Below are 23,052 nucleotides of genomic sequence, written 5' to 3'. Positions count from 1 at the left end.
GCTACGTCGTGCGGCAGCAGCGCGACCTGTCGCTGTCCTTACTGGCCGCCCTCGTGCTCCGTGGCCACAGCCGTCATCGCTTGCCTGCGCCGCGCTGCCGCGGCGAACCGGCCCGCTCACCGTATGACGTCGGACATGCGATGATGCCGTCCGCCAACAGCCGTGGGGGGTACATATGGAAGCCAAGGGCGACACCGGACACATCAGCTTCGACGGTACGTATGTCACCATCACGCGTGAGGGTTTCCGCGCACGGCACACCCTGGGGGAGGGGAGCAAGCGCATCCATGTCTCCGAGATCAGCGCGGTGCGTTTCAAGCGCGGCGGTCTGTTGAAGGCCGGCTACGTCCAGATCGTCCGCAAGGGCGCCGAGCAGCCGTTCTCACCGCCGCCCACCGCCTTCGACGAGGACGCGGTGATCTACGCCAACCAGAGCAGCGCCCCGTTCGAATCGCTGGCCGCCGCCGTCGAAGCCGCGGTCGCGCAGTACCAGGTTGCACAGGTAGCGCCGCAGGTGTCCTCGGCCCCCTCCGCGGCACCAGGCCTGCTCGTGGCGGACGAACTGGTCAAGCTGAGTGGCCTGCTTCAGCAAGGCCTGCTGACCAGGGAGGAGTTCGACCGGCCGAAGGCCCGGCTGCTGGGTGGATGACGCGAGGGTCCCTGGCACGGTCGACGGATACGGCGCACCGGCTGCCGCTGCGAGGGGCGAGCCTCTGGGGGCGGGGCTTCGCCCACCGGGCCGGCGGCCGGAGGCACCCGTAGGGTCCAGAGAGGAGCCTCACACCACCGGGGCGGCCTGCGCCGGCGGAGTCAACTGGTCCGCCAGCCATGTCGGTACGCCGCCCAGCAGCCGGAACAGCCGCATCGCCTCCGCGCGGAGGCGTCCCGCTTCCGGCTCGGGCTCGGTGTCGGCGAGGGCGGCCAGGGCCGGAGCCGTGCCGATCAGGTAGCCGAGCTCCTCGCGGATACGGAGGGACTCCGTGAACCCGTGCCGGGCCTCGGCCAGTTCGCCGTCGCGGAGCGCGAGCGCCGCCAGATGACGCCACGTGAACGAGAGCAGCAGGGTGTCGCCCTGGGCGACGGCGCCCGCGTGGGCCCGGTGGTACGCGGCGCGGGCGGCCTGCGGGGAGTCCGCGAGGTGCTCGGCGACGAGGCCGCGGCGGAAGTCGAGGAGGGGGCGCCCGGGGGCGTCCGGTGCGAGCAGGGCCGCCGCCCGTCCGAGAGCCGCGCGGGCCTCGTCCGCCCGGTCGCGAACGCTCAGCACGGTCGACGCATAGGCGAGCTGCCCGCGTTCGCAGGCCGCGGCGCCGCGCTCGTCGTCGTCGCCGGCCACCGCCTCCGCCGTACGCAGGGCGTCCTCGGCGTCCGCCCAGCCCTTGCCGGTGAACAGGCAGCGCTCGACGAGCAGCGCGGCGCGCTGCAGCGCGAGCGCGGGGGATGGGGAGTGGGGGGCGAGGAGGGCCGCCGCGTCGGTCCAACAGCCGCGCGAGCGCAGCCGCCATACCGCGGTCTGGAGTGGATCGTCACCTGCAGTGGTTCCGGAACCAGACATAGCGGTATGAGCCACATTGCCCTCCCCGAGCGCGCCATTGTGCTGTTGGGTCAGACCGAATCTCAGCATGGACAGGCATGCCTGGCCAAGGGATCTGGTGAATCAGTTCACAATCACTGGGTGTTTGGCCGCTGCCGGCCGCGCCGGTCGGTGCGATTCCGCTCGCGCGTACGCCTTTTGACGCAGGCTGGGCGGACGCCTCACGTGGGGCATGGCCTTTTGGGCGGGCCCCAGCCCCCGGAGGTGAGCGGGTAACGGTGTGTGGGCCGGGGCGTTCGTCCTCGAACGCCGGACGGGCTCCGAAGGAGCCCCCGCGAACGGGGATGCCCTATCGAACTCAGCTCATCCGCAGCGCGAGGAAGAAGTCCAGCTTGTCCTCCAGCCGGGACAGATCGCGACCGGTCAGCTGCTCGATCCGCCCCACCCGGTACCGCAGCGTGTTCACATGCAGATGCAGCCGCGTCGCACAGCGGGTCCACGAGCCGTCGCAGTCCAGGAACGCCTCCAGCGTCGGGATGAGCTCCGCCCTGTGCCGCCGGTCGTAGTCGCGCAGCGGATCCAGGAGGCGGGCCGTGAAGGCGCGTCGGACGTCGTCCGGGACGAAGGGGAGCAGCAGCACGTGCGAGGCCAGCTCGTGATGGCCGGCCGCGCACACCCGGCCCGGGCGGGCGGCGGCGACGCGGCGGGCGTGCCGGGCCTCCTCCAGGGCGCCGCGCAGGCCCTCCGCCGAGTGGACGGCGGCGCTGACGCCGAGGGTGAGGCGGCCGTCGCCGTCGAGGCCCGCGGAGAGCGGGTCGCGGACGGCGGCGAGCAGGGCGTCCGCGTGGAGCCCCGCACTGCTGGTGCCGATGTCGGCAGCCGGGCCCTCGATCAGGTCGTCGTGCGCTTCGGAGGCCCCGGGGACGGTGGTGGGGGCCACGGCGGGCAGCGGCACCAGCGCGATCGCCTCGTCCCCGGTGTGCGCGACGGCGATGCGGTCGGCCGACTCCGCGCCCGTCGTCGCCGGGTCGACCAGGATCTCCTCGAGCAGCGACTGGGTGACGGGTCCCGCCTCGATCGGGGCGCCGCCGCCCTCCTGCTCCCACTCCACCCGCGCGACGACGACCTGCCAGTGGGGGGCGGTGCCGAGGCCGGGCAGCAGCACGGGCGCGGCGACCCGCAGCCGGGCGGCGATCTCGGCGGGCGCGGCGCCCGTCTGGACGAGCTCCAGGACCTCCTGGGCGAGCCGGCGGCGTACTGTACGGGCCGCTTCGCGCCGGTCGCGTTCGACGGCGATGAGCTGCGTGACGCCCTGGAGCAGATCGAGGCGGGCGGCGGGCCAGTCGGAGGCGTCGGCCTCGACGGCGAGCAGCCAGTCGGAGAGCACGGTCTCGCGGACGTCGCGCGAGGCGGGCGCGGCACCCCGGCCGGTGTTACGGATCGGGAAGAGCGAATACGTCGAACCGGCGGCGGTCGCGCGGTGCGGGCCGCGCCGGCCGGTGCGGGTCGCGGCCAGGTGCTCACCGGCGAGCGCGGCGCTCACCCCGGCGGGCAGCGGGTCTCCCGCCCCTGCGATCTGGCGTCCGGTGGGGGAGAGGACCCAGGCGCGGAGATCGAGGTCGGAGCCGAGGAGGTCGAGCACCACCTCGGGGCCGCCGCCCGCCGGTCCCGAGGTCATCAGCCGCCGGTGCCGGTCCACGACGGCGGCCAGGTCCCCGGCCCGCTCGCCGGACACCTGGCGGACGACATGCTCAGTGATCGTTGCGAAAGCAACGGACTCGTTGACCGCGAAGAGCGGCAGTCGGTGCCGTACGCACGCCTCGACGAGATCGTCCGGGATGTCCCCGAGCTCCGCCTCGCCGGCGGCGAGCCCCGCGACTCCGGCGCTTGCGAGAATACGGACAAAAGGCTCGGAATCCTCGGCGGTGCGCCGCCAGGCGAGGCCGGTGAGAACCAGCTCACCGCCCGAGAGATAGCGGCTCGGGTCCCTGAGGTCGGTCGTCATCACGCCACGGACGGTGCGGTCCAGCTCGTCGTCGCCGCCGAGCAGCCGCAGTCCCAGCGCGTCGGTTTCCAGCAGTGCGCGCAGCCGCATCTCGTCGCCGCCGATCTGTCTCGTTGTTGCCGTTGGAGTGGGGTGAGGTTCGGGCCGTTGGTGTCAGGAGGAAAGCCGTGAGGTTACCGAGTCCCGCCTTTCGTTCGAATCTACAAGACGCGGGTGGCGACCAGCCAACTCCTTCATGGTTTCGGTGACTGCACCCGGCGGGGCGGTGCTTGTGTACTTGGGCCACAGCGCGTTAACAGGACATGAATATCCAGTCGAGGGCCGGCCGTCCCCAGCCCCTGCGAACGACCGAATCACGTAGAAGAGAGCCACTCATGGACTTCCTTCGCCCCGCCAGCTGGGAGGAGGCGCTCGCCGCCAAGGCCGAGCACCCCACGGCTGTGCCCATTGCGGGTGGCACCGACATCATGGTCGAGATCAACTTCGACCACCGGCGGCCCGAGTACCTCCTGGACCTGAACCGCATCGTCGAGCTGCGCGAGTGGGAAGTCGGTGAGGAGAACGTCCGCCTGGGCGCCTCCGTCCCGTACACCCAGATCATGGAGAACCTCCGGGCGGAGCTGCCCGGCCTCGCGCTCGCCTCGCACACCGTCGCATCCCCGCAGATCCGCAACCGCGGCGGCGTCGGCGGCAACCTCGGCACCGCGTCCCCGGCCGGCGACGCGCACCCGGCCCTGCTGGCCGCGGGCGCCGAGGTCGAGGTCGAGTCGGTACGGGGCACGCGCTTCATCCCGATCGACGAGTTCTACACGGGCGTGAAGCGCAATGCGCTCGCCCCCGACGAGCTCATCAAGACCGTCCACATCAAGAAGGCGGACGGCCCGCAGCAGTACTCGAAGGTCGGCACGCGCAACGCGATGGTCATCGCCGTGTGCGCCTTCGGTATCGCCCTGCACCCCGAGACCCGCACCGTGAAGACCGGCATCGGCTCCGCCGCGCCCACTCCGGTGCGTGCCACGGCGGCCGAGGAGTTCCTGAACGCCGCGCTCGAGGAGGGCGGCTTCTGGGAGAGCGGCAAGATCATCACTCCCTCGATCGCCAAGCAGTTCGCGGAGCTGGCCTCCGCCGCCTGCAACCCGATCGACGACGTCCGTGGCACCGCCAAGTACCGCCGGCACGCCGTCGGAATCATGGCCCGCCGCACTCTCGGCTGGACCTGGGAGCAGTACCGCGGCACCGGCCGCACGCTTGAAGGAGCTGCATAACCATGCGCGTGAATTTCACGGTCAACGGCCGTAAGCAGGAAGCGGACGACGTCTGGGAGGGCGAGAGCCTCCTCTACGTGCTGCGTGAGCGCCTGGGGCTGCCCGGCTCGAAGAACGCCTGTGAGCAGGGCGAGTGCGGTTCCTGCACGGTCCGCCTCGACGGTGTGCCGGTGTGTTCGTGTCTCGTCGCCGCCGGTCAGGTCGAGGGCCGCGAGGTCGTCACCGTCGAGGGCCTGGCGGACTTCGCCAAGCAGCGCGCCGAGCACGGCGGCTCCTGCGGCACGGGTGCCTGCGGCTCCTCCGGCACCTCCCTCCAGAACGCCCAGCAGTGGTCCGCGAAGGGAACCGACTCCCAGACCGGCGAGGGCACCGAGCTCGCCCCGATCCAGCAGGCGTTCATCGACGCCGGCGCCGTGCAGTGCGGCTTCTGCACCCCGGGTCTGCTGGTCGCGGCCGACGAGCTTCTGGAGCGCAACGCTTCCCCGTCCGACGCGGACATCCGCGAGGCGCTCTCCGGCAACCTCTGCCGCTGCACCGGTTACGAGAAGATCCTCGACGCGGTCCGTCTCGCGGCCGCCCGTCAGGAAGAGGCGGTCTGAGCACCATGGCGCTGAATCCCCGAGTCGCCGCCGCTCCGGCGGGCACTCCCACCAACGTCACCCAGGGGACCCCGACCAAGGGCGGCATCGGCGAGTCCACGCTCCGCCCCGACGGCACCCTCAAGGTCACGGGTGAGTTCGCGTACTCCTCGGACATGTGGCACGAGGACATGCTGTGGGGCCAGATCCTGCGCTCCACCGTCGCGCACGCCGAGATCGTCTCCATCGACACGTCCGAGGCCCTCGCCCAGGCCGGCGTCTACGCCGTACTGACGTACGACGACCTGCCGACCGAGGTGAAGAACTACGGCCTGGAGATCCAGGACACCCCGGTCCTCGCCAACGGCGTCGTACGCCACCACGGCGAGCCCGTGGCCATCGTCGCCGCCGACCACCCGGAGACCGCGCGCCGCGCGGCCGCCAAGATCAAGGTCGAGTACAAGGAGCTGCCCGTCGTCACCGACGAGGCATCCGCGACCGCGCCCGACGCGCCGCTCCTCCACCCGGGCCGCGACGACCACCACGCCGGTCACGTCCCGCACCCGAACATCGTCCACCGCCAGCCGATCATTCGCGGCAACGCCGACGAGGCCGCCAAGCGCGCCGACGTCATCGTCAAGGGCGAGTACACCTTCGGCATGCAGGACCAGGCCTTCCTCGGCCCGGAGTCCGGCCTGGCCGTACCCGCCGAGGACGGCGGCGTCGACCTCTACGTCGCCACCCAGTGGCTGCACTCCGACCTGCGCCAGATCGCCCCGGTCCTCGGTCTGCCCGAGGAGAAGGTCCGCATGACGCTCTCCGGCGTCGGCGGCGCCTTCGGCGGCCGCGAGGACCTGTCGATGCAGATCCACGCCTGCCTGCTGGCGCTGCGCACCGGCAAGCCGGTCAAGATCGTCTACAACCGGTTCGAGTCCTTCTTCGGCCATGTGCACCGCCACCCGGCGAAGCTCTACTACGAGCACGGCGCCACCAAGGACGGCAAGCTCACGCACATGAAGTGCCGGATCGTCCTGGACGGCGGCGCCTACGCGTCGGCCTCCCCGGCGGTCGTCGGCAACGCCTCGTCCCTCTCCGTGGGCCCGTACGTCGTCGACGACGTCGACATCGAGGCGATCGCGCTCTACACCAACAACCCGCCCTGCGGCGCCATGCGCGGCTTCGGCGCGGTCCAGGCGTGCTTCGCGTACGAGGCCCAGATGGACAAGCTCGCCGCGAAGCTGGGCATGGACCCGGTGGAGTTCCGTCGGCTGAACGCCATGGAGCAGGGCACGCTCATGCCGACCGGCCAGCCGGTCGACTCGCCGGCCCCGGTCGCCGAGCTGCTGCGCCGTATCAAGGCCATGCCGCTCCCGCCCGAGCAGCAGTGGGTGACCACCGAGGGCGCCGACGTGCGCGCGCTGCCCGGCGGTCTGTCCAACACCACCCATGGCGAGGGCGTCGTCCGCGGTATCGGCTACGCCGTCGGCATCAAGAACGTCGGCTTCTCCGAGGGCTTCGACGACTACTCCACCGCCAAGGTGCGGATGGAGGTCATCAACGGTGAGCCGGTCGCGACCGTGCACACCGCGATGGCGGAGGTCGGCCAGGGCGGTGTCACGGTCCACGCCCAGATCGCCCGTACGGAGCTGGGCGTCACCCAGGTGACGATCCACCCCGCCGACACCCAGGTCGGCTCCGCCGGCTCGACGTCCGCCTCCCGGCAGACCTACGTCACCGGGGGCGCCGTCAAGAACTCCTGCGAGCTCGTCCGCGAGAAGGTCCTGGAGCTCGGCCGCCGCAAGTTCGGTACGTACCACCCGGCCTGGGCCACCGCCGAGCTGCTGCTCGAAGGCGGCAAGGTCGTCACCGACGGCGGTGAGGTGCTCGCCGACCTGGTGGACGTCCTCGAGGGCGAGTCCGTCGAGGTCGAGGCCGAGTGGCGGCACCGCCCGACCGAGGCCTTCGACCTGCACAACGGTCAGGGCAACGGCCACGTCCAGTACTCGTTCGCCGCGCACCGCGCGGTCGTCGAGGTGGACACCGAGCTCGGTCTGGTGAAGGTCATCGAGCTGGCCTGCGCCCAGGACGTCGGCAAGGCGCTCAACCCGCTGTCCGTCATCGGCCAGATCCAGGGTGGTACCACCCAGGGCCTGGGCGTGGCGGTCATGGAGGAGATCATCGTCGACCCGAAGACCGCGAAGGTGCGCAACCCCTCCTTCACGGACTACCTCATCCCCACGATCCTCGACACGCCGACCATCCCGGTCGACGTGCTCGAACTCGCCGACGACCACGCCCCGTACGGGCTCCGTGGCATCGGCGAGGCCCCGACCCTGTCGTCCACGCCGGCCGTCCTCGCGGCGATCCGGAACGCGACCGGGCTGGAGCTCAACAGGACGCCGGTACGCCCGGAGCACCTCACCGGCACCTGACCCTCCGGGGGTCCGGGGGACTCCGTCCCCCTGACCCCCTTCCCCGGACCGCACCGCTCGCGGTCGCAGCAGCATCACCCCCCGCAGTAACCGGTAGTACCCAATCGTTCGTCTCGGGCCGTCCCCCGGGTCGTGCAGCCCACGCAAGATCCCAAATCCCGCAGCTTGTCCGACTTTCCAAGTCTGATGCGGGTGCCCCTGTGAACCTTGGGAGTAGGCACCATGACCCAGTCGTCAGTGGAGCCGAAGACCGCCGCGGAGGAAGCGGGCCCCGGCTCGCACGTCCCCGCCGGTAGGTCTTGGCTCGACCGGTACTTTCACATATCCGAACGAGGATCGACGGTCGCGCGTGAGGTGCGCGGCGGCATCACCACCTTCATGGCGATGGCGTACATCCTCCTGCTCAACCCCCTGATCCTCAATGGCAAGGACGTTGCAGGCAACGTCCTCGGCCAGCCGGGACTCATCACTGCGACTGCCTTCGCGGCCGCCGCGACCACCCTGCTGATGGGCTTCGTCGGCAAGGTTCCGCTCGCCCTCGCGGCCGGCCTGAGCGTGTCCGGCGTTCTCGCCTCGCAAGTAGTGCCCCAGATGACCTGGCCGCAGGCCATGGCCATGTGCGTCCTGTACGGCCTGGTGATCTGCCTCCTGGTGGTCACCGGTCTCCGTGAGCTGATCATGAACGCGATCCCGCTCGCGCTGAAGCACGGCATCACCATGGGCATCGGCCTCTTCATCGCCCTGATCGGCCTGGTCAAGTCCGGATTCGTCGGCAAGGGCTCTGAGTTCGGCCCGCCCGTCACCCTCGGCGTGGGCGGCGAGCTGGCCGGCTGGCCCGTCCTGATCTTCTGTTTCACCCTGCTGCTGATCTTCATGCTGCAGGCCCGTGCCGTCCCCGGTGCGATCCTGATCGGCATCGTCGTCGGCACGATCGTCGCCGTCGTCGTCCACAACGTGGCCGGCCTCGACGCCAAGGCGTGGAACATGGCCCCGCCGGAGCTCGGCGGCACCGCCGTCTCCATGCCCGACTTCTCGCTCTTCGGGCAGGTCGAGTTCGGCGGCTGGGGTGAAGTCGGCGCGATGACGGTCGGCTTCATCGTCTTCACCCTGGTGCTGGCCGGCTTCTTCGACGCCATGGCGACCATCATCGGCGTCGGCACCGAGGCCGAGCTCGCCGACGAGCGGGGCCGGATGCCCGGCCTGTCCAAGGCCCTGTTCATCGACGGTGCGGGCGGTGCGATCGGCGGTGTCGCGGGCGGCTCCGGCCAGACCGTGTTCGTCGAGTCGGCCACCGGCGTCGGTGAGGGTGCCAGGACCGGACTCGCCTCGGTCGTCACCGGCCTGTTCTTCGCCGCCTGTCTCTTCTTCACCCCGCTCACCGCGATCGTGCCGCCCCAGGTCGCCTCCGCAGCCCTGGTCGTCATCGGAGCGATGATGATGCAGAACGCCAAGCACGTGGACTGGAGCGACCGTTCGGTCGCCATCCCGGTCTTCCTCACCGTCGTGCTGATGCCGTTCACTTACAGCATCACCCCGGGTGTGGCCGCCGGCGTCATCTCGTACGTCGCCATCAAGGTCGCCCAGGGCAAGGCCCGTGAGGTGGGCGCCTTCATGTGGGGCCTGACCGCGATCTTCATCGTGTTCTTCGCCCTCCACCCGATCGAGGGGTGGCTGGGGGTCCACTGACCCCACGCGCCCTCCACGCATCCACAGATCCCCCAAGGAGACCGACATGCTGGACATCGCCGACGAGCTGCACCGGTGGGTCGAGCAGGGACGCGACTTCGCCGTGGCCACGGTCGTGGCCGTCGGCGGCAGCGCGCCCCGCCAGCCGGGTGCCGCACTTGCCGTCGACAGTGAGGGCACGGCGATCGGATCGGTCTCCGGAGGCTGCGTGGAGGGCGCCGTCTACGACCTGTGCCGGCAGGCGCTCGAGGACGGGGCGACCGTCCTCGAGCGCTTCGGGTACAGCGACGAGGACGCCTTCGCCGTGGGCCTGACCTGCGGCGGGATCATCGACATCCTCGTCACCCCGGTACGCGCGGACTCTCCCGCACGGGAGATCTTCGCGGCCGCGCTGTCCGCCGCCGCCGGAGGGGAGGCGGCGGCGGTCGCGCGGATCACCGACGGGCCGGCCGGCCTGATGGGCCGCGCCCTCCTCGTCCGTACTGACGGGTCGTACGAAGGCACCCTCGGCGGCCACCCGGAACTGGACCGCACCGCCGCAGGCGAGGCCCGCGCCATGCTCGACGCCGGCCGCACCGGCACCGCCGTCATCGGCGAGGACGGCTCCCGCTGCGGGCAGCCGCTCACGCTGCTCGTCGAATCCAGCGTCCCCGCCCCGCGCATGATCGTCTTCGGTGCCATCGACTTCGCGTCCGCGTTGGTACGGGTCGGGAAGTTCCTCGGCCACCACGTGACCGTGTGCGACGCCCGACCGGTCTTCGCGACGAAGCTCCGCTTCCCGGACGCGGACGAGATCGTCGTCGAATGGCCGCACCGCTACCTGGAGTCGACGGAGGTCGACGGTCGTACGGTGCTGTGCGTCCTCACCCATGACGCCAAGTTCGACGTACCCCTGCTGGAGCTCGCGCTGAAGCTTCCCGTCGCGTACGTCGGCGCGATGGGTTCCCGCCGCACCCATGAGGACCGCAACAGGCGGCTGCGCGAGGTCGGCGTCAGCGAGCTCGAGCTCGCCCGGCTGCGCTCGCCGATCGGGCTCGACCTCGGCGCCAGGACGCCCGAGGAGACCGCCCTGTCGATCGCGGCGGAGATCGTCGCCAACCGGCGCGGCGGCAGCGGGGTCTCGCTGACCGGTGCGCACACCCCTATCCACCACGAAGGGCCGCGTGTTCCGGCGCAGGTCATCGGGTCGGTGGCCTGACAGTCCCGCGCCTCCGAGGCTCCGCATCCGGCCCGTCCTGACGAGCGCCCAAAGGGGGTAAAAGTTAGAATCTTGGCATGGGAGAGCGTCCCGTCGCGCCGAACGCGCCTGAGCTCGTCCTCGAAACCGACGGGGGCTCGACGCTGATGAGCCCTGGCCGGGTGTACCACATCGGGCGGGACCCCACGAGCGAGATCGTGCTCGACGACGAGCGGGTGTCCTGGCACCACGCCGTGCTGCGCACCGAGGGCGGGCACTGGACCGTCCAGGACGTGAACAGCACCAACGGCACCTACACGGACGGCCACCGCATCAACGAGTGGGGTGTGGGGCCCGGCAGCGTCATACGGTTCGGCAACCCCGCCGATGGACCGCGGGTCGTGCTCAACGGGCTGCCCGAGCCGGAACCCCGGTCTGCCACCGTGCGTTCCGCAGAGCCCCCTCGTGCCGCCGCCCCCTCCGCCGTGCCCCCTCGTGCCGCCGCCCCCTCCGCCGTGCACCCGTCCGCCGTCTCTCTGCCCTCCGCCACCCACACCTTCCGGCAGCCCACCACCGTCCGCCCGCTGCTGACCCGCACCGTCCGCATCGGCCGTGCACCGGACAACGACCTCGTCATCGACGATCTGATCGTCTCCCGCGAGCACGCGGAACTGCAGGCACTCCGGGACGGCACGTACGAGATCGTCGACCTCGACAGCCACAACGGCACTTACCTCAACGGCGCGTCCATCACCCGCGCCCCGGTGACCGAGAACGACATCATCGGCATCGGCCACTCCACCTTCTGCCTCGTCGGCGACCAGCTGCAGGAGTACATCGACTCCGGTGAGATCTCGCTCGACGTACAGAACCTCGAGGTCGCCGTGGACGACGGCCGCAAGGTCCTCCTCGACGGAGTTTCCTTCCCCGTCGCCGAGAAGTCCCTGCTCGCCGTCGTCGGACCGAGCGGCGCCGGAAAGTCCACCCTCCTCAACGCCCTCACCGGACTGCGCCCCGCCGATCACGGCGCCGTCCTCTACGACGGCCGCGACCTCTACCGCGACTACGCGGAGCTGCGCCAGCGCATCGGACTCGTACCGCAGGACGACATCCTGCACCTTCAGCTCACCGTGCGCCGGGCCCTCCGGTACGCGGCCGAACTGCGCTTCCCCGGGGACAGCGCACCCGAGGAACGCGACGAGCGGGTCGAGGAGGTCATCCGCGAACTCGGCCTGGAGCAGCGCGCGGACCAACCCATCCACACCCTCTCCGGCGGCCAGCGCAAGCGGGTCAGCGTCGCCCTGGAGCTGCTGACGAAGCCGTCGCTGCTGTTCCTCGACGAGCCGACATCCGGACTCGACCCCGGCATGGACCGCTCGGTCATGCACCAGCTGCGCGGGCTCGCCGACGACGGCCGCACGGTCATCGTCGTCACCCACAGCGTGCTCAGCCTGGACGTCTGCGACCGGCTGCTCGTGCTCGCACCCGGCGGCCGGATCGCCTACTACGGGCCGCCCGAGGACGCGCTCTCGTTCTTCGGTTTCGAGCACTGGCCCGAGGCGTTCGAGGCGTTCGAGAACGACCACGACCGCGACTGGGCGGAGCAGTACCGGGCATCCCCGTACCACCGCCAGTACATCGCCTCCAGCACGCAGCCCCGGCTCGACCAGGACCGGCAGCGCGTGGACTTCGCGCCGCCGACCAAGTCACAGAGCTGGTTCGACCAGCTCAGCACGCTCGTACGGCGTTACGCGGCCGTGCTGAGCGCCGACCGCACCTTCATCATCATCATGATCGCGCTGCCCTTCGGGATGGGCCTCATGGCCCGGGGCCTGGCCGGCAGCAAATTCACCCAGGAGACGGCGCTGGACGCCCTGCTCGTGCTGTGCGTGGGCGCGGTGCTGACCGGCGCGGCGAACGCGGTGCGCGAGCTCGTCAAGGAACGCGTCATCTACCGGCGGGAGCGAGCCGTCGGACTCTCCAGATCCGCCTACCTGATGTCCAAGGTGGTGGTCCTGGGCGTCATCACCGCCGCACAGGCCGTCGTGCTCACCCTCGTCGGACTGTTCGGGGTCGACCTCAACGTCCCCGGAGGCAAGGGGGTCCTGATGCCTCCGCTCCTCGAGATCACCGTGGCGGTCGCGCTGCTGGCGCTCACCGCGATGATGCTCGGCCTCGTCGTCTCCGCGCTGGTGCCCAAGGAAGAGGTCACCATGCCTCTGCTGGTCCTCCTCACCATGGTCCAGATCGTCTTCTGCGGTGCTCTGCTGAATCTGAACGGCACCACGGGTCTGGAGCAGTTCGCGTGGCTCGTGCCGGCGCGATGGGGCTTCGCGGCCATGGCGGAGTCCGTCGACATCGCCCGGATCGTGCCGACGCCGGACACCGACGACCCGCTGTTCGAGCACTCCGTCGGGCTGTGGCTGCAGAACATGGGCATCCTGGTGGTCTTCTGCGTCGTCCTCCTGTACGTCGTCTCGCGGCTGCTGCGGCGCCATGAGCCCGCGGTCATGCGGAAGTAGAGGACGGTGGAGAGGTGACCGATTCCGCTGCCGTGCCCGGCTTCCGGCCCACGCACGTCGTCCCCGGCGACGGGATGCAGACCTGGGACTCGCCCGACGCCAGCCGCCCCAGCACGCCGCTCGACCCCTATCTGCCGGTCGAAGTCGTCGACCGGCGCGGCGACTGGGGGCAGGTGCTGTGCGCCAACGGCTGGTCGGCCTGGGTCGACGGCCGGCTGCTCGTCGCCGTACCGCAGGACCCGCCGACAGCCGGACAGCCGCTCGCCCGCACCGCGGACCCGCGTCCGCTGCTCGCCCGCGTGGAGGAGGCGCTCGGCCAGTACCGGCGAGCGGCGGAGTCCCTCATCGGGGGCGGGTCGGACGGCGAGACCTTCCGCCGGGACACCCAGGGCATCCGGGTGGGCGTGGTCGTGGACGGCGAGGCGCTCTGGCTGTACGACGGCGAGCACGAGCGATGGGTGTACTGCGACGGCAACCGGCTGGCCACGTTCGCGACGGGGGCACCCCCGCAGGGCGCGCCCGCCCAGGGCACCGCGCCGCCCCGTACGCCGGCGGGCGGTTCCCCCGCGGCTCCGCCACCCACCCGCAGCGTCGTCCTGGACGGCTCCGACCCGCAGGCGACTCCGCCGCCGCCCTCACCCTCGCACCAGGACACCGCGGGCCGGCGCGCACCCGGGTGAGGCCGCATGCCTGGAGCGGCCGCATGCCAGGATGAGCGGCCGATCCTCAGGCCTCGTACCGGGCGCTCCCGGTGTGCCCCGGTACCGACCGGGCGACCCGTGTGTCCGTTCTCAATCGCCGGACGGGCCGAGTGTGCGCGCCCGGCGCAACCGGCAAACTCCCGGGCGCAACCTGCAGAGCACCTCGGCAGGAGTGCGGGGGCACGGCCGCCGACACGGGCCCCGACAGGGCCCCCGACACGGGCCGTGGGGGCGGAGCCCGAGGCGGGGTCTGGGGCGGAGCCCGCCGGGGGTGCGGGGCGGAGCCCCGAAACAAGGCCCCCGGGGCGCAGCTCCGGGACCACGCCGGGGGCGCTGCCCCGTGACGGGGTCTGGGGCCGCGCCCCAGTTCGGGAAGGGTCGGGGTGGGGGCGGTGTCGATGTGCGGCTCCGCCGCGTGGGCCCGCCGCAGGCGCGCACACGCACGTCGGCCGGAGTCGGCCTACGGGCGGCCCGGCCGAGTCGGGACCTCGCCGCGGCGCCGGACCGGGGCGGCCAGGAGGGCGCCGAGCAGGCCGGCGACCAGGCCCCAGGCGAAGCCGATGCCGACCGCCCCCCACAGCCGCGGCTGCAGCGCGACCTCACCGCCGAGGCTCTCGATGTCGCCGATGCCGATGAGCGACAGGCCGTAGCGCGCGGTGACCCGCACGAGGAGGCAGACGACCAGCATGGTCAGGGCCAGCGCGACGCCCATGTGGAGGGCGTGCTGCCAGGGCCGCATCCGGGCCGGTGACCGTACGGCCATGAGGAACGCGGCCGCGAGCACCAGCACCACGGCGGCCACCAGCAGCCACCACACCCGGCCGTCGAGCTCGGAGAGCGTGGAGAGGTTGAGCGTCGAACCGTCCGGTGTGCGCAGCACCTCGTCCAGCACGTGGGGCATCGGCAGCCCGAACGGCCCCTCCACCTTGCCGTCCCACGACGCGCCGAGGCCCAGGGTGAGCGCGAGCCACACCAGGTTCGGCAGCCCGAGCAGGATCACCGCGAAGGTCCGGGCGGCGTGCCCCTGCGTCGCCGCGACGACCAGGGCGATGCACAGGCCGACGACGACGTACGCGAGCAGCAGCGCCACCATCGCGAACGCCGCTGGGCGCACCGACTCCTGGAAGCGCACCAGCCGGGCGGGCAGCGGCGCGCGCCGCGACACCAGGAGCGCCACCGCGATCACTCCGATCAGCCACAGCAGGCCGTAAAGGAGCGTGAGCCCCACGTCCGCCGCGAAGCCGACCTCCGGCGTGGCGTCGAGGAGGTCGCCGATGTCGCCGATCAGCGAGTCCTCACCCAGCGAGACCTGGAAGCTCTGCCGGGCGAGGGTGGCCAGGCCCGCGAGCGCGGCCAGCCACAGCACCGCCAGCCGGGCGAAGCGGCCCAGCAGCTCGCCGGTCCCCGCGACGGCACGGTGCCGCAGCGGGCGCAGGAAGAACTCCGCCGTCACCAGCGCGCCGGCGAGACCGACGGACAGCGGCACGACGGTGAGCTCCGCCTGCGACTCGGCGATGACCCCCGCGTCCCCGGCGAGGCCGACGGAGCCGCCCGCCGCCATGACGACGACGGCGGCGACGACGCGAGGGAACGCGCTCTCGGGGAGATCGGCCCCGCCCGCCGCCCACAGCCCGAGTGCGGCCACGACGATCATGGTGACCAGGCCCGCGAGGACCGTCACCAGCGCGTCGGCCCAGTCGCGAACACCGCGCGCGGTGCCGCTCCGGGCGGTGGATCCCCGCTGGTTCACGCTGCCGCGGTGCTCGCTCACGCTGTCACCGTAAGCAGGGGTGACGCGCCCGCGCGCGCCCGGCGGGGCCGACCGCGTCGGCTTGCGGGCCGTACGGAGCAGGGGCACACAATTGGGGCAAGGGGAACAGGAGTGAGGAAGCGAGCTCCGCTGCCTGGAAGAAGCGCCCGTGAGCGACCAGCCGCAGTCAGGCCGACCCACACGACCTCCCTCGGGCCCGCTGTCCGGCCGGGAGCCGGGGCCGCCGTCCCCGCCGCCCGGACCACCCAGCGGACCACCCAGCGGACCGACCAGCGGCGCCGGCGCAGGACGGCCCGGCGCGGGTGCGGGCGGCCCCCCTCGGGGCCCTGCCGGTCCCGGAGGTCCTGCCGGCCCCGGGGGAGCGGGAGGCCCCGGGGGTGGGCGGCCGACCGGCGGCGGTGAGGGGGGCCGTGGTGAGCCGTGGTACCGGTCCATTCCCAAGATCGCCGCGGTCACGGCAATCGTCGTCGCGGCGGCCGTCCTCTCTGTCGTCCTCACCCGTCCCGACGGCTCGACCGGCGCCCGCGGCGAGGTCGTCCTCCAGGCCGCGGACACCGCCGGTCGCGACCCCTTCACCGCGTCATCGGCCGGCAGCACCACCGAGGAACCGCCCGCGGCCGTCCCCACCACGGCCGCGCCCACCGCGCCGGGCGAGGGCAATGTGCGGGACGTGGACGGTGCGACACCCGGCCTCTACGGCGGCACCCGCAAGACCGCCAGCTGCGACGTCGAGAAGCAGATCGCCTTCCTCACCGCCGACCCGGCGAAGAACCGTGCCTTCGCCCAGGTCCTCGGCATCGAGCCGTCCGCCGTCCCGGCTCATCTCCGCTCCCTGACCGCCGTTCAGCTGCGGGTGGACACCTGGGTCACCAACCACGGCTACAAGGACGGCGCGGCGACCGGCTACCAGGCCGTGCTGCAGGCCGGCACGGCCGTGCTCGTCAACGGCCTCGGGGTGCCGCAGGTGCGCTGTGCCTGCGGCAATCCGCTGACGCCGCCCGACCTGTCCCGGAGCACGTTCAAGCGGACCGGCGACAGCTGGGAGGGCTTCGAGCAGTCCAACGTCGTGATCGTCCGGCCCGCGCCCCAGGTCGTCGACGACTTCGTCGTGTACGACCCCAAGGGCAGCGACTACTTCACCCGGGACCGCGGCGACACGGGCGCGCAGGACAAGCCCGTACCGCCGCCCAACCACCCCCTGACGCCGACCCACGTCCCGAAGCCGGCGGGGAGCGACCGCACCGACAACCCCACGGACAAGAAGGACAAGGAGGGCAAGGAGGACGGGTCGAAGACCGATAGCTGCCCGCCGGGCGACAAGAACGCCACTTGCCCGCCCACGTCGCCGTCGGCCAGGAGCCAGTCCCCCAAGAGCCCGTCGCCGAAGGGCGAGTCCCCGAAGAGCCCTTCGTCCGAGCACCCGTCCTCGAAGAGCGAGTCCCCGAAGAGCAAGCCGGCGAAGACTGCGCCGCCCAAGAGCCCGCCTGCGGAGACCAGGACCGGCGACACGGCCCCGAACGAGTCGCCTCCGGTCGAGCCGCCGTCCGGCCTCCCGCCGATTCCGGGCCGCACCGCGCCGGACAAGGAACAGCCGCCGCCGAAGTCGCTCGCCCCCGAGTCCCCGACCCCGCCCGCGTCGCCGCAGGCGCGCTCTCTGCAGCGGCTGTCGCAGGCCTCCGGGCGCGGCGCCCTCACCGACCTGACGCCGGAGTCCCCGGTGTCGTCGTAGCCGTACACGCCCAAGGACGGGAGGAGGTGAGCAGGACATGACCGACCGGCCCCCGTCCGCTTCCCCGCCCGCGCCCGTCCCCGAGGGCGAGGACCGGCGGCCCGTGCTCTCGCTCGCCCTGGCCGGGATGATGGACGAGGTCCACGCCCACTCCGGTGCCGTCTATCTGATGTCCCACGACGGAAAGGCGCTGGAGATGGCCGTGATGGCCGGCCTCCCGCGGGCGTTCGCCGCGCCCTGGGAGCGCGTCGGCATCGCCGCGCCGATCCCCGTCGCCGACGCGGTGCGCGAGCGGCGGCTCATCTGGGTGGGCGGCGAGCAGGAGATGGCCGCCCGCTACCCGCGGATCGCGGTGGTGCTGCCCTATCCGTTCGCGCTGGCCGCACTGCCCGTCGCCACCGCCGACACCGTGTACGGGGCCGTGTTCGTGACCTGGCCCGGCTCCCGTCCGCCGGAGCTCTCCGAAGGGGAACACGAGTACCTCACCGCGGCCTGCGGGCGGCTCGCGACCCACCTCGAGCAGGCCTCCGAACAGGGCAGGCCCGTCCGCGCCGAGCCCGATCTGCTCGGTGACTCCACCCTGACCGGCGCGTCGAGCGCCGTCGACGCGGTGCAGATGGTGAACCGCATGCCGGAGGGACTCTGCTCGCTCGACCTGAACGGCCGGATCACCTTCGTCAACTCCGCCGCGGCCGCACTCGTGGGCGCCGACCGCCACCGCATGGTCGGCCGAAAGCTGTGGACCGCGCTGCCCTGGCTGCACGATCCCGTTTACGAGGACCGCTACCGCGCCGCCCTGATCAGCCAGCAGACCACGTCGTTCGTGGCGCTGCGCCCGCCGCGCGACTGGCTCTCCTTCCGGCTCCACCCCAGCACCAGCGGCATCACCGTGCGCATCGATCCGGCCCGCACGGAACGCCGCGCCGAACAGGGAGCCCGTAAAGGCGCGCCCGAGCGGCTCATCGCCATCTCCCACGTCCTCAGCCTGGCCGCCGGACTGACCGAGGCCGTCGGCGTGGACGACGTGATCGAGATGGTCGAGGAAGAGTTCATGCCCGCCGTCGGCTGCCAGGCGCTGGTGATGCTCGGATCCGAGGCCGGCCGGCTGAACGTGCTCGGGCACCGGGGCTACGACGACCCCCACATCGTCGAGCGGTTCCACGGTATGTCCCTGGCCGCGCAGACACCGGGTGCGCAGACGCTGGTCACCGGAGTGCCCTCGTTCTTCGAGTCCCGCATGGAACTGGAACAGGTCTATCCCGCCCGCCACGCCACCCCCGACGGCATGGCCGCCTGGGCCTATCTGCCCCTCATCGCCTCCGGCCGCCCGGTGGGCACGTGCGTCCTCGGCTACGCCGAGCCGCACCGCTTCTCGCCCGACGACCGCTCGATGCTGACCAGCCTCGGCAGTCTCATCGCCCAGGCCCTGGAGCGGGCCCGGCTCTACGACACCAAGCACCGGCTGGCCCATGGGCTCCAGGCCGCCCTCATGCCCCACTCCCTGCCTCAGCTGCCCGGCCTGGAGCGGGCCGCCCGCTATCTGCCCGCCACCCGCGGCATGGACATCGGCGGCGACTTCTACGACCTGATGCCCAGCGACGGCGCCGGGGCGGGCGCCGTCATCGGGGACGTACAGGGCCACAACGTGACCGCGGCCGGGCTGATGGGGCAGGTCCGCACCGCTGTCCGCGCCTTCACGGCGGTCGGACAGTCCCCCGGTGAGGTCATGACCGGCACCAACCAGCTGCTGTTCGAACTCGACGCCGACCTCTTCGTCAGCTGTGTGTACGTCCAGCTCGACGTGGATCGCCACCGGGCCCTGATCGCCCGCGCGGGGCACCCGCACCCGCTGCTCCGCGAGCCCGACGGGTCCGTACACGTCCTCGACGTCCTGGGCGGGCCGCTGCTCGGTGTCGACCGGACGTCTCGGTACCCGACCACGGAGGTGCATCTGCTGCCCGGATCCGTGCTCGCCCTCTACACCGACGGGCTCATCGAGGCGCCCGGGACCGACTTCGACGAGGCCCTGGCCGACCTCGGCGCCCACCTCGCCGCGGTCGGCGGCCGACCGCTCGAGGAGGTCGCCGACAGCCTCGTCCGGTACACCGAGCAGACCCATGAACGAGCCGACGACATGGCGCTGTTGCTGCTGCGGCTCCACTGAGGCCGCCCACGGACCCCGATGCCCCCGCCGACTGCGGCCCCGCTCGTGCCCCGGCCCTAATGGCGGGGGCGCTCCAGCAGCGGCTGTTCCTCGGCCTTGGTACGGCGGCGGATGCGTGCCGCGAGCAGCGCCACATCGTCCTCCGCCTTTTCCGCGCCCAGTTCCCTGACCACCGCGTCGACCAGCTCGTCCACCGGTGTGCTGCACGGCAGCCGGACGCGGGTCAGCCGCGCCAGCGACTCGTCGATGTCCTCGCCACGCCGCTCGACCAGGCCGTCCGTGAACAGCAGCAGCGTGTCGTCCGGGGTGAGCGTGCGGGTGACGAGTTCGTACCCCCCGAGGCCGGTGCCGAGCGGCGGCCCCGCCGGTACGTCGATCAGCTCGGCGGTCCCGTCGCATGTGAACACGACGGGCGGCAGATGCCCGGCGCTGGAGAACGACCCGAGCATCCGGGCCGGGTCCACCCGGACCAGCAGACAGGTCGCGGGCCGGGCACTGGTGTCGGAGATGGCGATGTCGAGCTGCCGCAGCACCCGGTGCGGCGGGAGGTCGGCTGCAGCGACGTCGCGCAGCATCGCGCGGTACGTGTTCATCTCGACGGCCGCCTCGACGCCGTGGCCCATCACGTCGCCCATGACGAGGAGCGTCCGCCCGTAGTGGAGGCGCACCGTCTCGAACCAGTCCCCGCCCACCAGATTCCTCGTGCCGACCGGCAGATAGCGGGTCGCGAACTGAAGATTGGGGTGCGGTTTGCCCGGCTCGGTCAGCAGGGCGCGCTGGAGTTCGACCGTGGTCCGCTGCTCCGCCGCGAACTGACGGGCGTGCGCGATGCCGACGGCCGCCCGGCGCGCCGCGTGCTGGGCGATGAGGAGGTCGTTCCTGCCGAACGCCGAGTGCGCACGGGCCAGCTGGACCACTCCCATGACCTTGCCGCCGGTCTCCGTGATCGGCACGGCGAGCACCGCGGCGCGGGCGCCGACGTCGTGCTCGGTGGCCGGCAGACCGGACGCGACGGCCTTCGCGGCCGCCGACCGGGCGGGGTAGCCACTGCCACTGTCCTGTACAGCGTCGGCGCAGAGGTCCTCGGCGCCGGCGGCTGCGGTGCGCAGCATCCTGGCGGGGCTGGGGTTCTTCCGCAGCGAGCCCTTCGGCGGCGGGGCGGGGAGTACGTCGACGGCCGCCGCGTCCGCGATCCAGGTGCCCAGGAAGTCCACCAGCTCCCGGCACGTGGTGCCCTCGTCGAGGGAGGTCCCGATCCGCTCGACCGCCTCGTCGGTCGCGGCAAGGCGGGCCCGGGCCAGCTCCAGCTCTTCGTACACTTCGGGGACGGGGGTCTCGACCACGATGCACAGGACGCCGGTCACCGCCCCGTGGTTCTCCAGCCGGACGCAGGTCGTGTGGCAGCTGCCGCCGGGGCCCGAGACCCGGGTCCGGGGGATCCCGTCGTCGAGCACCCCGGCCAGCAGGTCCGCGGGGCCGAGGAACAGCTCCGCGGGCGCGCTGGGGGACCGGCCGGCGACCTTCTCCGGCGGCTCCCCGGTCATCCGGCAGTAGGCGGGGTTGGCGAAGAGATAGTGGAGGTCCGTCCCGAGAACGGCGATACCGGCTGTGGTGCCCCGCAGAACCTCCTCCAGCGCCCAGGCGCCGGGGCCGTCGGCCTCGGACGTGCGGCGCCCGCTCCGACCCTGGAACCAGTCCCGACGATCGGCGGCCACACGATCACCTCCTCCCCTCACGGGGCGGTGACCCCAGCTTGCTCCACAGCCTCACCGCTCGCATCACCTGAGGGATACGCACTGCTCGGTCTCGCCGGGACGGTCACCGGCCGGGTATCCACGATGCCACCCCGATCGGCAGAATGGTCCTATGAACGGTGCGGAGCGGGGCGCGACCGACCGGACCCTAATTGGCCGGACCGTTCCGTCGGCAGCGTCGATCGGCGCGGGGTCCGACTTTCTCCAGCTCGACCCCCAGGACGCACCGCCGGGCGGCCTCTCCGACTGGCTCGCCGGCCGCCTCCGGCTCGCCATCGCCGATGGCCGGCTCCCGGTGGGCAGCCGGTTGCCGCCCACGCGCCTCCTCGCGGCGGAGCTGCGGGTGTCGCGCGGAGTGGTCACCGAGGCGTACCGGCGTCTGACCGAGGACGGACATGTGGTGGGGCGGGGCCGCGGGGGCACGACCGTGGTGGCGGCACCGGTGACGCCCGCGGCGTCCGCGGTGCCGGTCGGGCCCGCGGTGCCTGTCGCGCCCGCCGGGTCGGCCGCGGCGCGCGCGGCGCCCGTGCGCGAGGGCGTGCCCGTGGCCGCCGGGCTGTTCTCGGGAACGCCCGGGACCGGGATCTTCGACGCCGTGCGGGCTGCGGGCGCGCGGATCGATCTGTCGCCCGGAGTGCCGGAGCTCGCCGCGTTCCCGCGGGGCGCCTGGGTGCGGACCGAGCGCGCCGTGCTCGCGGAACTTCCCGCATCCGGACTGGGGTACGCGGATCCGCGCGGAACACCCGAGCTGCGGCTCGCCGCCGCCAACTGGCTGGGCCGCAACCGGGGCATCCGGGCGCGCCCGGACGAGGTGATCGTCGTCGCCGGCACGGCGCAGGCGCTGGGACTCGCCGCCCAGGTGCTCCGCGCCGACGGCATCGACCGCGTCGCGGTCGAGGACCCCGGGTCGCTCGGCTTGCGCCAGCACCTCGAGCACTGGCGGCTCGACACGCTGCCCGTGCCCGTCGACTCCCGGGGCGTACGGGTCGACGCACTCCGCGCCACCGGGGCCCCCGCCGTGCTGCTGACCCCGGCACACCAGTTTCCGACGGGCGTCGTACTCGACGGTGCGCGGCGGCGGGAGCTCCTGAGGTGGGCGGACGGGGACGGGGGACTGGTCGTCGAGGACGACTACGACGCGGAGCACCGCTACGACCGGCCTCCGGTCCCCGCCCTGCGGTCGATGCTTCCCGAGCGGGTCCTCTACGCCGGCAGCGTGTCCAAACTCCTCGCCCCCGCCCTGCGCACCGGCTGGGTGCTCGCCCCGCCCGCCTACCGGGACGCCCTCGTCGACGCCAAACGCTTCGCGGACCTGGGCAACCCCGTACTGCCGCAGCTGGTCCTGGCCCGGCTGATGGAATCCGGCGAGCTGGAACGCCATCTGCGCCTCATCCGGGGGCGCCACCGGCGGCGGCGCGATGCCATGATCGCGGCGATCGGGGCCCGGCTTCCCGGCGCGGAAGTGCACGGCGCGGCGGCCGGGCTTCATCTGATGATCACCTTCGATGCGGGGTTCGCCGACGCCGACCTCGCCGGGGCGGCGCTCGCGCGCGGCGTGAAGACGCAGCCCCTCTCCTGGCACCGCATGCGCCCGGGCCCACCCGGCCTGGTCCTCGGCTACGCCCTCAACACCCCCGCGTCCATCGCCGAGGGCATCGCCCTCATCGCCGAGGCGCTCGCCACGATGCGGAAATGACCCCCGGGCCGCGTCCTCGGGTGGCGGCGCCTGGGGCGGGC

Annotated in this window: 15 protein-coding genes; 11 read left to right on the top strand and 4 right to left on the bottom strand. The window is 72.4% G+C overall.

What is annotated here, in order from left to right; translation table 11 throughout:
- Window positions 1–175: 175 nt before the first annotated feature.
- Complete coding sequence (locus ACWCXB_RS14165; protein WP_450722494.1) at window positions 176–649, top strand: DUF4429 domain-containing protein; 474 nt, start codon at window positions 176–178, stop codon at window positions 647–649.
- Window positions 650–778: 129 nt separating this feature from the next.
- Here the strand turns inward: ACWCXB_RS14165 and ACWCXB_RS14160 are convergent, their stop codons facing one another.
- Window positions 779–1,552 carry a hypothetical protein gene (locus ACWCXB_RS14160; RefSeq protein WP_450722492.1) on the bottom strand — a complete coding sequence of 258 codons (774 nt, stop codon included), beginning with the start codon at window positions 1,550–1,552 and terminating at the stop codon, window positions 779–781.
- A gap of 337 nt (window positions 1,553–1,889) precedes the next feature.
- Window positions 1,890–3,626: a PucR family transcriptional regulator gene (locus ACWCXB_RS14155; protein WP_450722491.1), complete on the bottom strand. Its 1,737-nt coding sequence runs from the start codon at window positions 3,624–3,626 to the stop codon at window positions 1,890–1,892.
- Window positions 3,627–3,910: 284 nt separating this feature from the next.
- On the opposite strand from ACWCXB_RS14155, the gene ACWCXB_RS14150 reads away from it, so the two are divergent.
- The 7 genes from ACWCXB_RS14150 to ACWCXB_RS14120 all read left to right on the top strand — a co-directional run bounded on the left by ACWCXB_RS14150 (window position 3,911) and on the right by ACWCXB_RS14120 (window position 13,876).
- A complete protein-coding gene (locus ACWCXB_RS14150) occupies window positions 3,911–4,801 on the top strand; it encodes an FAD binding domain-containing protein (RefSeq protein ID WP_450722489.1) in 891 nt (296 codons plus the stop codon).
- A 2-nt stretch (window positions 4,802–4,803) separates the two neighbouring features.
- Window positions 4,804–5,400: a (2Fe-2S)-binding protein gene (locus ACWCXB_RS14145; RefSeq protein ID WP_450722487.1), complete on the top strand. Its 597-nt coding sequence runs from the start codon at window positions 4,804–4,806 to the stop codon at window positions 5,398–5,400.
- Between the two features lie 5 nt (window positions 5,401–5,405).
- Window positions 5,406–7,811 (top strand): xanthine dehydrogenase family protein molybdopterin-binding subunit, encoded by a 2,406-nt coding sequence (locus tag ACWCXB_RS14140; protein ID WP_450722485.1) that lies wholly within the window; start codon window positions 5,406–5,408, stop codon window positions 7,809–7,811.
- Between the two features lie 222 nt (window positions 7,812–8,033).
- Window positions 8,034–9,497, top strand: coding sequence for an NCS2 family permease (locus ACWCXB_RS14135; protein ID WP_450722483.1), 1,464 nt, complete (start codon window positions 8,034–8,036; stop codon window positions 9,495–9,497).
- A 46-nt stretch (window positions 9,498–9,543) separates the two neighbouring features.
- Window positions 9,544–10,695, top strand: a complete 1,152-nt coding sequence (locus ACWCXB_RS14130; RefSeq protein ID WP_450722481.1) for an XdhC family protein — start codon at window positions 9,544–9,546, stop codon at window positions 10,693–10,695.
- A 77-nt stretch (window positions 10,696–10,772) separates the two neighbouring features.
- Window positions 10,773–13,196 (top strand): FHA domain-containing protein, encoded by a 2,424-nt coding sequence (locus ACWCXB_RS14125; RefSeq protein ID WP_450722479.1) that lies wholly within the window; start codon window positions 10,773–10,775, stop codon window positions 13,194–13,196.
- Window positions 13,197–13,210: 14 nt separating this feature from the next.
- Window positions 13,211–13,876 (top strand): hypothetical protein, encoded by a 666-nt coding sequence (locus ACWCXB_RS14120; protein ID WP_450722477.1) that lies wholly within the window; start codon window positions 13,211–13,213, stop codon window positions 13,874–13,876.
- A gap of 481 nt (window positions 13,877–14,357) precedes the next feature.
- Here ACWCXB_RS14120 and ACWCXB_RS14115 read toward each other — a convergent pair whose 3' ends face one another.
- Window positions 14,358–15,647 carry a streptophobe family protein gene (locus ACWCXB_RS14115; RefSeq protein ID WP_450722750.1) on the bottom strand — a complete coding sequence of 430 codons (1,290 nt, stop codon included), beginning with the start codon at window positions 15,645–15,647 and terminating at the stop codon, window positions 14,358–14,360.
- 169 nt (window positions 15,648–15,816) lie between these two features.
- Between ACWCXB_RS14115 and ACWCXB_RS14110 the strand changes: the two genes are divergently transcribed.
- Together ACWCXB_RS14110 and ACWCXB_RS14105 are read left to right on the top strand one after the other, a co-directional pair.
- Window positions 15,817–17,397 (top strand): DUF6777 domain-containing protein, encoded by a 1,581-nt coding sequence (locus ACWCXB_RS14110; RefSeq protein WP_450722475.1) that lies wholly within the window; start codon window positions 15,817–15,819, stop codon window positions 17,395–17,397.
- A 37-nt stretch (window positions 17,398–17,434) separates the two neighbouring features.
- Window positions 17,435–19,561: a SpoIIE family protein phosphatase gene (locus ACWCXB_RS14105; protein ID WP_450722473.1), complete on the top strand. Its 2,127-nt coding sequence runs from the start codon at window positions 17,435–17,437 to the stop codon at window positions 19,559–19,561.
- 56 nt (window positions 19,562–19,617) lie between these two features.
- On the opposite strand, the gene ACWCXB_RS14100 is transcribed toward ACWCXB_RS14105, so the two are convergent.
- Window positions 19,618–21,276, bottom strand: coding sequence for a SpoIIE family protein phosphatase (locus ACWCXB_RS14100; protein WP_450722471.1), 1,659 nt, complete (start codon window positions 21,274–21,276; stop codon window positions 19,618–19,620).
- A gap of 151 nt (window positions 21,277–21,427) precedes the next feature.
- On the opposite strand from ACWCXB_RS14100, the gene pdxR reads away from it, so the two are divergent.
- The gene (gene pdxR / locus ACWCXB_RS14095; protein ID WP_450722469.1) at window positions 21,428–23,011 is read left to right on the top strand and encodes a MocR-like pyridoxine biosynthesis transcription factor PdxR; all 1,584 of its coding nucleotides are present in this window, start codon (window positions 21,428–21,430) and stop codon (window positions 23,009–23,011) included.
- Window positions 23,012–23,052 lie beyond the last annotated feature (41 nt).

The organism is Streptomyces sp. NPDC001514, assembly GCF_053597075.1.
The sequence above is the reverse complement of the archived record's forward strand: the minus strand, read 5'-3'. Positions and strand labels throughout refer to the sequence as shown.